The following is a 15,649-nucleotide window of genomic DNA, read 5'->3' as shown; positions in this document are numbered from 1 at the left end:
GCGGTAGTCATCCAAATATGACATTGCAATAAATTCGGCCCCCGGGTCTCGCAATAGGAGACGGCCGCGAGCACCCGCCGGTTACAATATCCGCCTTCGATCCAGTCCACTCCAACCCACCCCGCCACCATGACAGACTCCGTACGCCTTGCCAAACACCTCGCCGAACAAATCGCCTGCTCGCGCCGTGAAGCCGAGAACTACATCGAAGGCGGCTGGGTGCAGGTCGACGGCAGCGTGATCGAAGAGCCCGGCTACCGGCTGCAGCCCGGTCAACGGGTCGACCTGCTGCCCGGTGCCAGCCCCGATCCGATCGCGCCGGTCACCATCTTGCTGCACAAACCGGCCGATCTATCGGTGTTGCCGGACGCCGATGGCATCAGCGCGGCGCTGCAGTTGATTCAACCGGACAGCCTGGCCGCCGACGACCGTTCCGGCCTGCGTTTCTTGAAGCGTCATGTGACCGGGCTGCAGCTGACCGATGTGCTGGAAGCGCGTGCCAGCGGCCTGTTGGTATTGACCCAGGACTGGCAGATCGCGCGCAAGCTGATCGATGATGCGGCCCGCGTCGAGCACGAATTCATCGTCGAAGTGAGCGGCGACCTGGTGCCCGACGGCTTGGCGTTGTTGAATCACGGGCTGAGTTTCAATGGCAAGCCGCTGCCCCCAATCAAGGTCAGCTGGCAAAACGAAACCCGCTTGCGCTTCGCACTGAAGACGCCGCCGCGCGGGCTGATTCCGCATATGTGCGAGAAGGTCGGCTTGACCGTGCAAGCGATGAAACGCATCCGCATCGGCCGCGTGCCGATGGCCAGTTTGGCGGTGGGGCAGTGGCGGTATTTGCTGGGGTATGAGCGGTTTTGATGTGGGCGTTGTGCCGCTATTGCATCAGCGTGTGTGCTGATGGCTAACTAGAGGCGATCCGACTGCCGGCGTGGGGATCGGGACTTCAGTCAAAAATAGGTAGCCTGTCGTCCCAGCGAACGCTGGGACCCAGAGGCGTTCGTCGCTGGGGGACGCTATACGCACCGAGCGTGTCCTTTAATCCTTTAGATCGTGTCGGATGTATTACTGCGAATCTTCGTCGCCATGTGCGGCAAACGACGCTGGGTCCCAGCGTGCGCTGGGACGACGTATCTAAGGATGGATGGGCTGAATGTTGTTAGGCTTCGGTGGCGGCAAGGTCGGACGAACACCCGACCAGTACTGATTCGCGCTGATCAGTATTGCGTCTCGCCTATTTCCGCCCGCTGCGTGCGACCGTCGCCCCACCCTTGCGCGCCGGCGCGGCCGGGCCACGCACAGGCGCCGCACGTGAAACCGGCGTGCGCTGCACCGCCGCACCGGCGCGCGGCTTGTTCTGGCCGAATTTCTTCGCCAACTGGTTGACCGTCGGTGTTTCTTTCTGGCGATCGAAGCCGGCCTTGCCTGCGCCATTGCCAAGCACTCCCGGCGTGGCGCGCGGCACCAGATGCTGCTCGCCGTTGCCGATCAGGTCGGCGCGCCCCATCCGGTGCAAGCCTTCGCGCAGGATGTCCCAGTTGGCCGGGTCGTGATAACGCAGGAAGGCCTTGTGCAGGCGGCGGATCTTGCCGCTGCGCACCGTCTCGACCGCTTCCGAATCTGCGGTGACCTTGCGCAGCGGGTTCTTGCGGGTGTGATACATCGTGGTCGCCAGCGCCATCGGGGTCGGCATGAAGTTCTGCACCTGATCCAGGCGGAAATCGTGTTTCTTCAGCCACAGCGCCAGGTTCAGCATGTCTTCGTCGGTGGTGCCGGGATGGGCCGCGATGAAGTACGGGATCAGGTATTGCTCCTTGCCGGCTTCCTTCGAGAACTTGTCGAACAATTTCTTGAATTCTTCATACGCGCCCATGCCGGGCTTCATCATTTTCGACAGCGGTCCGGTTTCGGAATGCTCGGGCGCGATCTTCAGCAGGCCGCCGACGTGGTGCGTGACCAGCTCCTTCACGTATTCGGGCGAACGCACCGCCAGGTCATAGCGCAGGCCGGAGCTGACCAGGATCTTCTTGACGCCGGGGATCGCGCGCGCCTTGCGATACAGCTGGATCAGCTTGCTGTGGTCGGTGCCGAGATTGGAGCAGATGGTCGGGTACACGCAGGACAGGCGGCGGCAGGATTCCTCGATCTTCTTGTCCTTGCAGGCCAGCCGGTACATGTTGGCGGTCGGGCCGCCGAGGTCGGAAATGGTGCCGGTGAAGCCCTTGGTCTTGTCGCGGATCAGTTCGATCTCGCGCAGGATCGACGGCTCGGAACGGCTCTGGATGATGCGGCCCTCATGCTCGGTGATCGAGCAGAAGGTGCAGCCGCCGAAGCAGCCGCGCATGATGTTGACCGAGAAGCGGATCATGTCCCAGGCCGGGATCTTGGCCTTGCCATAGATCGGGTGCGGCGCGCGCGCGTAATTCATGTCGTACACGCCGTCCATCTCGTCCATCGCCAGCGGCAGCGGCGGCGGATTGAGCCAGACGTCGCGTTCGCCGTGCGCCTGCACCAGCGCGCGCGCATTACCGGGATTGGCTTCCAGATGCAGCACGCGCGACGCATGAGCGTACAGCACCGGGTCGGTGCTGACCATTTCATACGACGGCAGCCGCACCACGGTCTTGTCGCGGATCTCGCGCAACGCGGCCTGGCGCTCTTCGCGCGACAGGATCAGCACCGGTTTGGCCACCGGTTCGGCGCCGCCGCCGTTGGCACCATCGCTGGTGGCGCAACTGGCCGCTGCCTTGTCCTTCATTTCATACGGATCGGGATGCGCCTCGACGCGGCCGGGGGTGTCGACCCGGGTCGAGTTGGCTTCGGCCCAGTCGGGGCCCGGTTTCCAGCCGGACGGCACCATGAAGGCGGTGCCGCGCAGATCGCGGATGGACTTGATCGGCTCGCCGGCGGCGACGCGATGCGTCAGCTCGACCAGCGCCCGTTCGGCATTGCCGAAGATCAGGATGTCGGCCTTCGAATCGGGCAGCACCGAGCGCCGCACCTTGTCCGACCAGTAATCGTAATGCGCGATACGGCGCAGGCTTGCCTCAATACTCCCGATCACGACGTTGGTATCCGCATACGCTTCACGGGCACGCTGTGCATACACCACCACGGCGCGGTCGGGACGCTTGTTCGGCTCGCCGTTCGGCGTGTACGCATCGTCGGAGCGGATCTTGCGCTCGGAGGTATAGCGATTGACCATCGAATCCATGTTGCCGGCGGTCACGCCGAAATACAGGTTGGGCCGGCCGAGCGCGCGGAATGCATCGACTGACAGCCAGTCCGGCTGGCTGATGATGCCGACGCGATAGCCTTGCGCCTCCAGCAGCCGGCCGACCAGTGCCATGCCGAAGCTCGGATGGTCGATATACGCATCGCCCGTGATCAGGATCACATCGCAGCTATCCCAGCCGAGCGCATCCATTTCGGCGCGCGACATCGGCAGGAAAGGCGCCGGCTTGACCGCTGCGGCCCGATGGCGGGGATAGGAAAACAGGTTTTTGGGCGATGAGGTCATGGACTTTGGTTACCGGCGTGAATGAAAAAACGCCAGTGCTGCTCCGTCAGAAGGCGGGCGCGGGGCGTAGCGAGCAGGGAAGGCCGACAGTATACCGTGTTGCGGGATCGAGTGCGATGTTTGCGGGCAGTTTTGGACTAATTCCGGGTGGTTTGTGCGATTTTGTCGGCCAATCGGTATTGGCGGCCGGCAACTTGGCGCTGCTGGGTGTGAGGGCAGGGGCAGACCATTGCGGTCGGTATTGGTTCGGCGTGGGCGCTATTTGTTACGCGCGTTCCGGCCAACGGTGCCGTAGCCATCCGGGTGGCAGTAAATGCGAGGGGAGTATCAGTGCAAAACAATGGTAGCGGGCCAGAATTCATTCGGCCTTTAAAAATACTGGCAGCAGTATATTTTTCTCGGAAAACTGCAACTTGGTGCTGGTCGAATCGGCACCGTCCCCTTCGAAGCAGAAGGCAAGATAAGTCCAATGAAAACAGGCAAACGCCGCGTGCCATATCATCGCGCGGCAGCGGTCCTCGCTTGTGCCCGATCAGCAGCATCGATTAGTGCTTTTGGTCGCTTTCTTCCGGTGGCCGTATATCCCGAAACATGCCAAGCAATAGCAAATCGTAGATAATTTTTAGAACGCCTGCGATCGCCAATGGCCAACCAAAGGTTGACACCCCCAGTAAATAACCGGCAAGCAGCGGGCTCGCCGCTGACGCCAGGCTCCGTGGAACCGACGTGATGCTTGCCGCGGCGGCGCGCTCTCCGGGCTGCACGATTGCCATGACATAGGAGCTACGGGTCGGGACGTCCATTTGCGACAACGCGCTGCGCGCAAGCAGCATGATGATTGTCAGGCTCAACGTCGGCATCAAAGGAATGAGAATCAGGAACAGGCTGGAGGGTAAGTGCGTAAACACCATCGTATTCACGAGCCCGAATCGATCGGCAATACGATTGGCCGCCAGATATGAGAAGGCCGTCAATACCCCGCTCCAGAAAAAGATCACTCCTGCGACCGTGGTGGAAAGCTGAAATTTCTCGAAAAGCCACAACGCGACCATAGACTGCACAACAAAGCCACCTCCGAACGCATCCAGGCTAAATAAAGCTGCAAGGATATAGACGATGCGTTTCGATTTCTGTAACGGCGCAGCCGGCGCTTTCCGATCGCCTATGCCGATCTCTCGGGGCAGCGTGGAATAAATCAGCGCCGATACTAATCCCAATAAGCCATACAGGATAAACATCGATTGCAGCACTGTTTTCATGCCAAACCTTGATGTCGCAACCATCACGTCGGGAGCGCCGGCGAAGAGCGCGCCTGATGCGCCCGCCAGCGCGCCAATCAGGCTATAGCGAGCGAACAGGGTGGTGCGCTGGCGCTCCTCGACTGCACCAGAGAGCACCGCATGTTCAAGCGGCAAGAAGACACTGACGTCGCCGCTGGAAGGATTCAATGTTCCAACGATGGCGATCACCAGCAAAGGCCAGAAATGGGTGACAGCCGCAAAACCAAAACCGGTTCCCGCCATGAGCAGCGCTGCCATCAGCAACAACATGCGGGAGGTAAAACGGTAAGCGTAGAGTCCGACCAAAAGCGACAATACGCCGGAGCCGAACAACGTGCCGGTGGCGATCATCCCAACCTGAAACGGCCGCATTCCCAATGCGAGCAGATAAAGCGGCAGCAGCAAGCTGACGTAGCCGTCGGCGAATGCCCGCAAGCCTCGCACCCATAACAGACGGGAAAGAACTAGCGAATTCACTTACCCGAAGCAGTAGCGTAAGTGAAGTCATCGAACAGCGTCACGCTATCCGCTTTGGTCCACACGCCAGCCTTGCCGGCGCCGGCAATATGGCTATCGTTGACGTTGATATACGTTTTTCCATCGAGGGAAACCTGAATCGCACTCCCTTTGAACTCAACCCGCAACGTGTGCCAAACAGCAGGCGCCACCGGCGCATCCTTGTACTCGATCGTCTGGCGGGAGCCATTGGTCGTGTGATACAGCGACACATTGCCTTCCAGCGCGTTGGCCCGCGCAACATAATAATTGTTCCCATCCTTCCAGCGCCAGACCACCCCGCCTGCCTGGTCTTCCTTGCCGGAGATTGGCTTGAACTTGACTTCGACCATGCCATCCGCGATTGCAATGTCGTTTTTTACGCACCAGGGGAATGTCGCAATGCCTGATTGTTTCAACACGTTGGGGCGACTTGGTGCGGATGCGTCGGTTTCAACCGTCCAGCGAAACAGGCCTTTCCCGGTTGTGCCGCACGTCCAGCCAGACGGTGCATGGCCGACTGCGTCGGTGTCAAAATTGACTGTTTCCGACAATGCGCACGTTGCGACGGCAAAAAGACTGGCGGCAACTAAAGTAGGCTTCATTCGATTTTCCTGAAATGTGATTGCATGCCCGTCCAAGCCTGCCGTGCCCGCTTATCGACGCACGCCGGCTTGCACAGCCAATGCTGTTTTGACGGCCCCTGCCAGTTCCACGGCCTTGCCCTTGCCCTTGCCCAACCCAATAATCCCTTCAAACAAATACGCAATTCCCGCAACGCTGCCCCAAGGCGCTAAAAACCCCGGTCCCGACTATCCTTGCCGCAGCCAGCACTGATGCAGTTATTTTTCCGATGCCTACTTTGCGGGTGTTCGGTGGCTTTTCATTGTCCTTTGATGCACCCATAGCCACCTCCATCATCGATGCAGCTATCAGTTATGACTGTTTAATAAATTAGTCTACAAAATTTGTAAATACAAGGACAGTAATATAGAATTCGATTCATGGATCACAAAACAACGCAATGGCTGCTGTTGGTTATCAGTTTGCCAACAAATGGCGCTACAGCGCGCATGCGCATCTGGCGCGCACTGAAATCGCTCGGTTGTGCTTCGTTACGTGACGGCGCTTACCTGCTTCCTCACCGCACGCACCTACAGCAGGCGTTTAGCGATTTATCTGCCGAAACGATGCGCGAAGGGGGAAGCGCCTGGCTGCTGACTGTCCATGGCCAGTCCGAAGAGGAGAACGAAGCCTATCGATCTCTGTTCGACCGCAACGGTGACTATGCCGAACTGCTTCAGGCCATCTCACAGGCCCGCAAGACCTTGACGGGATTGACGCCACAGGAAATTACAAAATTGATGCGTAAGCTGCGCCGTGACTACGAAACAGTTCGCGCAATTGATTATTTTCCTGCCGACACTAGTACGCAGGCAGAAGTAGTCTGGATCGATTTTGTGAATGCAGCGGACAGCATCTTGTCTCCTGACGAGCCGCACGCGGTGAGTGCCCCGATTGCGCGCCGGAACATAAGCGATTACCAAGGACGCACCTGGGCGACTCGTTGCCGTCTCTGGGTAGATCGGGTGGCCAGCGCATGGCTGATTCGGCGCTTTATCGATCGAGAAGCGCGCTTCCTTTGGCTGGACTCTCCTGAGCATTGCCCGGCTGACGCGTTAGGTTTCGATTTCGACGGCGCGGCATTCACCCATATTGGGGACCGCGTGAGCTTCGAGGTATTGCTCGCCAGTTTTGGACTGGAAGCAGATCGCGGCTTGTTTCGACTTGGTGCGATGGTGCATGTGCTCGACGTAGGCAATGGTTTCGTGCCGGAAGCCAATGGCTTCGAAGCGATGCTGGCCGGTGCGCGTCAACGCACGGTCGACGACGACCAACTGTTAGCGGAGATCAGCGTCGTACTCGATTCGCTGTACGCGCATTTTTCCAATGATCCGCAAACCTCGCAAACAAAACGCTAGGGAGAACGCATGGAGACTGCCAAACAAACCGTATCGAAACCAACCTATACCTTGTGGCAACTCGCCCTCTACTTTCTGAAGCTGGGCACATGGGGATTCGGCGGCCCGGTCGCGTTGGTCGGCTATATGCGCCGTGACCTGGTCGATGCCCGTCACTGGATCAGCGACGAAGATTACAAGGAAGGGCTCGCATTGTCGCAGCTCGCGCCCGGGCCGCTGGCGGCCCAATTGGGCATTTATCTTGGTTTCGTGCATTACCGGCTGCTCGGCGCGACGCTGACCGGCATTGCCTTCGTCCTACCCTCTTTTCTGATGGTGGTCGCGCTAGGCTGGGCCTATCTGCATTTTGGCGGGCTGCCGTGGATGCAAGCTGTTTTTTACGGCGTGGGTGCTGCTGTCATCGGCATCATCGCGATCAGTGCGCAGAAGCTGACTGTCAAAAGCGTGCGCAAGGACAAATTGCTGTGGGCGATTTATCTTTTGCTCGTTGCGGTTACTGTAATCACCGAATCCGAAATGGCGTGGCTGTTCCTTGCATCGGGCGTCTTGGTCTGGTTCTTGCGCGCACCGCCGAAATGGCTCAACAAAAGCAGTCTCAATGCTGCCGCTCTGACGCAACTACCGATGACAAGCGCTTGGCTCGGTGGTGTGGACGCCTCCTTGCTGGTGCAGATTGGGGTGTATTTCACCAAGGCCGGCGCCTTCGTGTTTGGCTCGGGCCTGGCCATCGTCCCATTCCTGTATGGCGGCCTGGTTACCGAACATCACTGGCTGACCGAAAAGCAGTTTGTCGACGCCGTCGCCGTCGCGATGATTACCCCCGGCCCGGTGGTCATCACCGTCGGTTTCATCGGTTATCTGATTGCCGGCCTGGGCGGTGCCACGATCGCAGCGCTCGCAACATTCCTGCCGTGTTTCCTGGTTACTGTGATCGCGGCACCGTATTTCAAGAAGTACGGCAAGGTGCCCGGCATGCTCGCCTTTGTCGATGGCATTACCGCTGCGGCGATTGGCGCAATCACCGGGTCGGTGATTGTGATCGCCAAGCGATCGATCATCGACATTCCCACTGCGCTGATCGCTGTGATCACGGTCGCGCTGCTGTGGAAATTCAAGAAGCTGCAGGAACCGGTCATCGTCGCCGCGGCGGCGGTGCTCGGCTTGATCATTTATCCGCTATTGAAGCACTAAACCGCGGCATTGTGCCTTCGGCATGTATCGAACGAAACGAGAGGATTACCATGACGACCCCATCTACCGCAACGTATCAGATGAAGCCACTCTCATGCGATCCCGCCAAACTTCCAGGCCTGTCGGAAAAACTGATCGTCAGTCACTACGAAAACAATTACGGCGGCGCGGTAAAGCGGCTCAACGCCATTAGCGCGCAACTCGCCGCCCTTGATGTAGCGGCTGCCCCAGTGTTCGTGTTGAACGGCCTCAAGCGTGAAGAATTAATTGCTGCCAATTCGATGATTCTGCATGAAGTGTATTTCGACAGCCTCGGTGAACCTGGCTCCTTGCAAGGTGACATAGCCGCAGCCATCACAAAGGATTTCGGCAGCGTCGAGCGCTGGCAAGCGGAATTCACCGCCATGGGCAAGGCATTGGGTGGCGGTTCGGGGTGGGTATTGCTGACATATTCGCCGCGCGATGGCAGGCTCGTCAACCAGTGGGCCTGCGACCATGCGCACACGCTCGCCGGCGCCACGCCGATTCTCGCACTCGACATGTATGAGCACTCGTATCACATCGATTATGGCGCGAAAGCGGCAGCGTACGTGGATGCCTTTATGCAGAACATCCACTGGGCCAAAGTGGGGGAACGTTATGCAAGGTGTGGACAGATTGACTGATCGGTGTGCCACTGCCGGCTGTGGAACGCACCGCGTGCCGCGGGATGGATCACGGTCTGCTGTGCGCTTGGACGCTTGACGGCAAACCTGATAGATTAACAAAGAGGAGGTCAACCCATGAAATGGGTCACCCGTGAACGTCCGAAGATCGACCGCATTGCCTGTCCGTGACTGATTGCGCGTTTCATCGACCAGGAACCGGAATTTCTCTATGTGTCGGCGCAGGACGTGCTCAAGGTCGCCGAGGAGACCGGCGCGATTCCCTACGATATTCCCGGCGTGGAGATGTCGCACGATGGCGATCTGTGCAGCTTCGATGCCTTCCTCAAAAAATACGGCCTTACCGATCCGGCTTTGCAGCAACTGGCCGTCATCGTTCGCGGTGCAGATACGTCGCAGCTGGATCTGACACCGCAATCGCCAGGGCTGCATGCACTTTCGCTTGGGCTATCGCAAACGTTTTCCGATGATCATGAGACGCTTAAACACGGTGTGGTGATGTACGACGCGCTGTACGCCTGGTGCCAGCACTGTCAGGCCGAAACGCACAAGTGGCCACCGAAAATGAGCTAACGCTGCTCCCCGCCATCGGCCTTTAGGAGCATCATGTTCGTGAACAATAAATTGACTGGCCCGCGCATCGTCCTGGTCGAACGGTATAGGGCCTTAAACAGACTTGCAGCACGGTAATGATGGTCGACGGTTTCAGGCGCTAATTGCTGCCTCGCAGAAGGGCTAGACCGGCTCAGACCCGGCCCATGCCAGCGCGCCAAACAGGTCCAGGTGGGTCAGATACAGTCGCAGGTCGAACTCGACCTGGTGATAGTCGGGCTGCATGTACTCGCACAACTTGTAGAACGCCTTGTTGTGTTCTTTTTCCTTCAGGTGCGCCAGTTCATGCACCGCGATCATCTGCAGAAATTCCGGCGGCGCCTCGCGAAACAAACCGGCGATGCGAATTTCGTGCTTGGCCTTGAGCTTGCCGCCTTGCACGCGCGAGATAGTGGTGTGCAGACCAAGCGCATGCTGGATCACATGGATCTTGCTGTCGAACGTGACTTTGCTGATCGGTTCGGCGCCGCGCAGGTGGGCGTTCTTCAACTCCATCACATAGTCATACAGCGCCTTGTCGGTGCGGATCTGGTGCCGCATCGGATACTTTTTTAACAGCAGCGCCGACAGCCGTTCCTGCGCGATCAGGGTGCGCACTTGCTGTTGCAGGTGATCCGAATAGCCGGACAGGTATTTCAGTGCTTGCATGGAAATTAAGTGTTGTTACGCTGGAAAAGCGCGATTGTGGCATGAACCTGGAAATTGCAGGTAAATCAACACTTCTGTTTTTGCGAAGTAATTATTCAAATATCTTCCATTTTTCAATAGCCAGGATTTGGCTACCATCTGTTGGTCGTCTCGGAACCGGGGCGATGCAGGCTCGGCCTGCACTGCAGAACCCACTCTAGGAGTTGCCATGAAAAAATTTTTGCTCACCCTCATGCTTGCAGTGACTGCGATGTCGCTCGTACTGCCGGAGGCACAAGCCCGGCGCATGGGCGGTGGCGGCTCGATCGGCAAGCAGTCGCAAAATGTGTCGCGCCAGGCGCCGCTGCAACAGAGTCAGGCCAATACCGCGACCAATAGCGCGCAAGCTGCGCCGGCCGCCGCGGCAGGCGCCACTGCGGCCGCTGCGGCAAAACCGCCCAGCCGCTGGAAGGGCATGCTGGGCGGCGCCTTGCTCGGCCTCGGTCTGGGCGCATTGTTCTCCAGCCTCGGTCTGGGCGGCGCGATGGGCAGTATGTTGAGCAGCATGCTGATGATCGGTTTGCTGGCGATGGCGGCCTTGTTTGCGTTCCGCATGTTTCAGAACCGCAAGAATGGCAATCAGGCCGCAGCGGGATTCGCGAACGCCTATAGCACTGCAGGCGTCGCGCCGGCGTCATCGACCTCGGTGATCGGTTCGCGCCTGGAGCCGCAAGCCCAGCCGAGCGCCTTGCAATCGCTGCCGCTGGCATCTGGCACCGCTGCCAGCAACGCGGCACCGTGGGGTATTCCGGCTGATTTTGACGTGCCCGGATTTTTGCGCCACAGCAAGACTTATTACATCCGGCTGCAAGCGGCGTGGGACAAGGCCGATATCAACGACATCCGCGAATTTACGACGCCTGAAATGTTCGGCGAGCTGCGGCTGCAATTGCAGGAACGCGGTGCCATCGCCAATGTGACCGATGTGGTGGCATTGGATGCGGAACTGCTCGGTATCGAAACGATCGGCAGCGATTATCTGGCCAGCGTCAAGTTCAGCGGCATGGTCCGCGAAGACGAACATGCAGCACCGGTACCGTTCGCCGAAGTCTGGAATCTGTCCAAGCCGACCAGCGGCCAGGGCGGCTGGATTCTGGCCGGCATCCAGTCTCTATCCTGACCCCTCGATTGCCCGATCCGATGTGCAACTGATCGCGCATCGGCACGGCCTGGTATTGCTGTCTCTCTCCGTGTTAGCGCACGGCCTCGCCTCCCGCAGTGCAGCGCGGGAGGTTTTTTTAGCGGTACGATGCGATTTGGCAGCAACAACGCGCCAATGCGCCCCCAACGTTGAACAGATGCGGTTTGGTACTACCGCCTCGCACCCCCACAGCGTCAGGCGTCGATAAAGCGCATCTTGAAGCCGCGGCCCTTGATGCTGCCGATGTCACCGCGTCCGCACAAGCGATCAAACGCCTGCTGCGCGATGCGCCGGTCGAGCGCGACATAGGTCATGAATTCAAACACATTGATCTTGCCGACCTGCTCCTTGGTCAGGCCGGCGTCGCCGGTCAGCGCGCCGAGCAGATCGCCGGGACGCAGCTTGTCCTTCTTGCCGCCCATGATGCACAAGGTCACCATCGGCGCCGCCGGCACCTCCATTGCTCCGGCTGTTACCTCGGCCAGATCGAACCAGCCGACCGGCCCGCGCTGATAGTCCTCGATCAGCTTGACCCACTTCTTTTCGTTCGGTGCGCACAGGCTCAGCGCCAAGCCGGAATCGACACCGCGGCCGGTGCGTCCGATGCGGTGGATATGCACCTCGGTGTCCTTCGACACATCCACATTGATCACCGCGTCGAGCGTCGTAATATCCAGACCGCGCGCAGCGACATCGGTCGCCACCAGTACCGAACAGCTGCGGTTGGCAAACAGCACCAGGATCTCGTCGCGTTCGCGCTGTTCCAGTTCGCCATACAGGGCCAGCGCAGAAAAACCCTGTGCCCGCAACTCGGCCGCCAGTTCGCGGCATTGCACCTTGGTATTGCAGAACGCCAGCGTCGAGACTGGCTGAAAATGGCGCAGCAATTGCGCCACGGCAGCGTTGCGCTGGTCGAAGCCGATCTCGTAAAAGCGCTGTTCGATCCGGCTGGCACTGTGCTGGGCCTCGACCTTGACCTCGGCCGGCTGCTGCAGGAATTCGGCGCTGGCGCGGCGGATGTCGTCAGGATAGGTCGCGGAAAACAGCAGGGTCTGTCGTCGCGTCGGGCAGGCACTGGCGATGCCGCTGATCTCTTCATAAAATCCCATATCGGTCATCCGGTCGGCCTCGTCCAGCACCAGCATTTGCACCGTCGACAGATCGATGGTCTGGCGCGAGATGTGGTCGCGAATCCTGCCGGGCGTACCGACCACGATGTGGGCGCCGTGTTCCAGTGACGCGATCTGCGGCCGCATCGGTGCGCCGCCGCACAGCGTCAGCACCTTGATATTGTCGGCAAAGCGCGCCAGCCGGCGCAATTCGTTGGCGACCTGATCGGCCAACTCGCGCGTCGGGCACAGCACCAGCCCCTGAATCGCAAACCAGTTCGGATTGAGCCGCGCCAGCATCCCGATGCCGAATGCGGCGGTCTTGCCGCTGCCGGTCTTGGCTTGCGCGATCAGGTCGCGCCGCTCCAGTATCAGCGGCAGGCTCTGCGCCTGGATGCTGGTCATTTGCCGGTAGCCAAGCTGGTCGAGATTGGTCAGCAATGCCGGCGGTAGCGGCAGGCTCTCGAAAGAGCTCGAAGCAGGATAGTCGGAACTGGAAACAGGGGTGGAATTCATTTTGACGGACCGGCGTAAAGGGGAGGGCAGTCTAACAGGCGGGGCGCGATCGAGCCATCATGACACAATGGCAATGCGAGCGCGGCGGCTATGGTTGGATTTGTAACAAGGCCTTCGGATTGGCGTAGAATAGCACCTTGGTCATATACTCTACTTGCCGTAAATCAATTTCCACGGTTCAACAACAGGAAATTGCATATACTGGCCAAGTCGAGCGTAACGCATCTGTGCCGAGCTTGCGCCAAATGCCAGACCGTCTGCGTCGATGATGTCGTCGCGCGTTGCATCTTTTTTCATCAATACACCTTTGGCCGTAGCTATCGAGCTCGCAGGGTCGGCACTTTTCTCCGTCGATCTGCCGTCAAACCGTCAACTGGATTGGAATGAAATAATGACCTATGAAGAATACCTGGATGAAGTCACCACATTGATCACCGAATTGTATGACTTGAGTGACGTCGCCGCGATCAAGCATGTGATGCGGGCGCAGGCAGACAACTTTTTTGCGCGGCACGACGAAGAGCCCACGATGCGGACTCAGGAGCGGGCCGAGCACGATGCGAAAACCATTTTTGAACAGAGAAATAAGTCGCGCCCGGAATTGGCGCACAAGCGTAGCAGGCGGGCAGTGGGAATGTAGGGTCGGGGCAGTGAGCGCCGTCCCTGCGACGGCGGCCAGGACGACCGCCTGATCGCGCGGTGCCGGCAGCCTTAAGCGCGCATCAGCCGCGTCGACACGGTATGTGGAAACGTCGGCGCACGCCGTTGCAGACTGGCCTGTTCATACGCATACGCCAGCCTGATCAGGATCGGCTCGCTGTAGGCGGCACCGCCAAACGACAAGCCGACTGGTAAGCCGTGCACCGAACCCGCCGGTACCGTGATATGCGGATAACCGGCCACCGCGGCCGGTGTCGAAAAGCCCGCGCCCGCATGGTCGCCATTGATGAAGTCGGTCAGCCAGGCTGGACTGCCGGTCGGCGCCACCAGCGCGTCGAGCCGATGCGCCTGCATCACCTGATCGATCCCTTCGGTCCGCGCATAGCGCTGATTGGTCGCCAACGCGTCCAGATATTCCTTGCTGTCCAACCCGCCCTTGGCATTCGCGCGTTGCAGGAATTCCTGGCCAAAATGCGCCAGCTCCCGGTGTGCTGCTTCAGATTGAACGCAATCACGTCGGCCATGTTGGCAATCGGCGCGCCGGGTGCATAGCCGGCCAGATAGCTTTGCATGCCGGCCTTGAATTCGTACAGCAGCACTTCCAGCTCGGACTCCTGGTACTTGCTGACATTCGGAATCTCGACCGGATCGATCAGGATTGCTCCTTGCGCTTTCAGTACCAGCAAGGCCTGTTCGATCACCGCATCGAGTTCATCGTTGTTGCCGAAAAAATTACGCGCGACGCCGATGCGCGCGCCCTTCAGACCATCCTTGTCCAGACAGCGGGAATAATCGGCCAGCTTGCCGGCGCTGCCCTGCGTGGCGGCATCGCGTGCATCGACGCCAGCCAGCGCGGACAGCAACAGCGCCGCATCGGTGACGCTGCGCGTCATCGGTCCGGCGGTATCCTGCGATTGCGCAATCGGAATGATGCCGCTGCGGCTGACCAGGCCCAGCGTCGGCTTGATCCCGACCAGGCCGCAGATCGACGCCGGTGACACGATCGAGCCATCGGTCTCGGTGCCGACCGTCAGCGTCGCCAGGCTGGCCGCCGCCGCAGCAGCCGAACCGGAGCTGGAACCGCTGGTGTTGTGGTCGAGCGCATAAGGATTGAGCGTGAGTCCGCCGCGTCCGCTCCAGCCGCTGGTAGCGCGCGGCGAGCGCATATTGGCCCATTCGCTCAGATTGGTCTTGCCTAGAATCACGGCACCGGCGGCGCGCAGTTGCGCCGCCACATGCGAGTCACGGGCCGGCTTGATTCCCATTAGCGCCAATGAACCGGCGGTGGTGCTCATCCGGTCGGCGGTCGCGATATTGTCTTTCAACAGAACCGGAATCCCGTGCAGTGGCCCGCGCGCGCCTTTGCTGGCGCGCTCGCGATCCAGATCGGCGGCAATCGCCAGCGCATCGGGATTGAGCTCGATCACCGAATTCAGCCGCGGCCCGTTCCTGTCGATCGCGTCGATGCGCGTCAGGTACATCGTGGTCAGCATCTGTGCGCTCAATTTGCCGGCTGCCATGGCTGCCTGCAATTGCAGCACGCCGGCCTCCAGGATCAGTGTTTGGGCGCCGCCCGCGTGTCTGGCCTTACCGGCCTGCGTGACATGGGTGGCTGCACTGGCCGATGTGCCGGCGGATGCGGCGGCGGAAGCAACACCAATACGCACAAAATCGCGACGATTCATCGAATATATCCGGACTGAATTGGGTTGGGCAGAGGGTAACAAAGCCCACACCATAGTGGAAAATACGCGCCTTAACCAGAGCGGCATGCAGTTGCGTTTGTCA

Annotated in this window: 13 protein-coding genes and 1 pseudogene; 7 read left to right on the top strand and 7 right to left on the bottom strand. The window is 59.6% G+C overall.

The window, feature by feature from the left end:
* Positions 1-129 precede the first annotated feature (129 nt).
* Positions 130-864 carry an rRNA pseudouridine synthase gene (locus ACFOFO_RS02105; RefSeq protein ID WP_390322919.1) on the top strand — a complete coding sequence of 245 codons (735 nt, stop codon included), beginning with the start codon at positions 130-132 and terminating at the stop codon, positions 862-864.
* A 373-nt stretch (positions 865-1,237) separates the two neighbouring features.
* Here ACFOFO_RS02105 and ACFOFO_RS02100 read toward each other — a convergent pair whose 3' ends face one another.
* The 3 genes from ACFOFO_RS02100 to ACFOFO_RS02090 form a co-directional block, all read right to left on the bottom strand.
* The gene (locus ACFOFO_RS02100) at positions 1,238-3,445 is read right to left on the bottom strand and encodes a YgiQ family radical SAM protein (protein ID WP_390327946.1); all 2,208 of its coding nucleotides are present in this window, start codon (positions 3,443-3,445) and stop codon (positions 1,238-1,240) included.
* A 623-nt stretch (positions 3,446-4,068) separates the two neighbouring features.
* Positions 4,069-5,247: an MFS transporter gene (locus tag ACFOFO_RS02095; RefSeq protein WP_390327949.1), complete on the bottom strand. Its 1,179-nt coding sequence runs from the start codon at positions 5,245-5,247 to the stop codon at positions 4,069-4,071.
* Positions 5,248-5,276: 29 nt separating this feature from the next.
* Positions 5,277-5,903, bottom strand: coding sequence for a LamG domain-containing protein (locus ACFOFO_RS02090; protein WP_390330705.1), 627 nt, complete (start codon positions 5,901-5,903; stop codon positions 5,277-5,279).
* Positions 5,904-6,302: 399 nt separating this feature from the next.
* Here ACFOFO_RS02090 and ACFOFO_RS02085 point away from each other — a divergent pair, with 399 nt between their 5' ends.
* The 4 genes from ACFOFO_RS02085 to ACFOFO_RS02070 all read left to right on the top strand — a co-directional run bounded on the left by ACFOFO_RS02085 (position 6,303) and on the right by ACFOFO_RS02070 (position 9,709).
* Positions 6,303-7,280, top strand: coding sequence for a chromate resistance protein ChrB domain-containing protein (locus tag ACFOFO_RS02085; protein ID WP_390322923.1), 978 nt, complete (start codon positions 6,303-6,305; stop codon positions 7,278-7,280).
* 9 nt (positions 7,281-7,289) lie between these two features.
* A complete protein-coding gene (locus ACFOFO_RS02080; protein ID WP_390322925.1) occupies positions 7,290-8,471 on the top strand; it encodes a chromate transporter in 1,182 nt (393 codons plus the stop codon).
* A gap of 80 nt (positions 8,472-8,551) precedes the next feature.
* Complete coding sequence (locus tag ACFOFO_RS02075; protein WP_390327951.1) at positions 8,552-9,136, top strand: superoxide dismutase; 585 nt, start codon at positions 8,552-8,554, stop codon at positions 9,134-9,136.
* A 171-nt stretch (positions 9,137-9,307) separates the two neighbouring features.
* Complete coding sequence (locus ACFOFO_RS02070) at positions 9,308-9,709, top strand: chromate resistance protein ChrB domain-containing protein (RefSeq protein ID WP_390327953.1); 402 nt, start codon at positions 9,308-9,310, stop codon at positions 9,707-9,709.
* A gap of 162 nt (positions 9,710-9,871) precedes the next feature.
* Here ACFOFO_RS02070 and ACFOFO_RS02065 read toward each other — a convergent pair whose 3' ends face one another.
* Positions 9,872-10,396 carry a YgjP-like metallopeptidase domain-containing protein gene (locus tag ACFOFO_RS02065; protein WP_390330704.1) on the bottom strand — a complete coding sequence of 175 codons (525 nt, stop codon included), beginning with the start codon at positions 10,394-10,396 and terminating at the stop codon, positions 9,872-9,874.
* Positions 10,397-10,604: 208 nt separating this feature from the next.
* Here ACFOFO_RS02065 and ACFOFO_RS02060 point away from each other — a divergent pair, with 208 nt between their 5' ends.
* On the top strand, positions 10,605-11,555 hold the full coding sequence (locus ACFOFO_RS02060) for a Tim44 domain-containing protein (protein WP_390322927.1): 951 nt from the start codon (positions 10,605-10,607) through the stop codon (positions 11,553-11,555).
* A 215-nt stretch (positions 11,556-11,770) separates the two neighbouring features.
* Here ACFOFO_RS02060 and dbpA read toward each other — a convergent pair whose 3' ends face one another.
* Together dbpA and ACFOFO_RS02050 are read right to left on the bottom strand one after the other, a co-directional pair.
* Positions 11,771-13,201 (bottom strand): ATP-dependent RNA helicase DbpA, encoded by a 1,431-nt coding sequence (gene dbpA / locus ACFOFO_RS02055; protein WP_390322929.1) that lies wholly within the window; start codon positions 13,199-13,201, stop codon positions 11,771-11,773.
* A 150-nt stretch (positions 13,202-13,351) separates the two neighbouring features.
* Positions 13,352-13,498, bottom strand: coding sequence for a hypothetical protein (locus ACFOFO_RS02050; RefSeq protein ID WP_390330702.1), 147 nt, complete (start codon positions 13,496-13,498; stop codon positions 13,352-13,354).
* A gap of 10 nt (positions 13,499-13,508) precedes the next feature.
* On the opposite strand from ACFOFO_RS02050, the gene ACFOFO_RS02045 reads away from it, so the two are divergent.
* Positions 13,509-13,841, top strand: a complete 333-nt coding sequence (locus ACFOFO_RS02045; RefSeq protein ID WP_390330701.1) for a hypothetical protein — start codon at positions 13,509-13,511, stop codon at positions 13,839-13,841.
* 71 nt (positions 13,842-13,912) lie between these two features.
* Here the strand turns inward: ACFOFO_RS02045 and ACFOFO_RS02040 are convergent.
* Positions 13,913-15,546, bottom strand: a pseudogene (locus ACFOFO_RS02040) (amidase).
* Between the last annotated feature and the right edge of the window lie 103 nt (positions 15,547-15,649).

The sequence above is a fragment of the Pseudundibacterium arcticum genome, from assembly GCF_042646465.1.
In the GTDB taxonomy this organism is placed as follows: Bacteria; Pseudomonadota; Gammaproteobacteria; order Burkholderiales; family Burkholderiaceae_D; genus Undibacterium_A; species Undibacterium_A arcticum.
The sequence above is the reverse complement of the archived record's forward strand: the minus strand, read 5'-3'. Positions and strand labels throughout refer to the sequence as shown.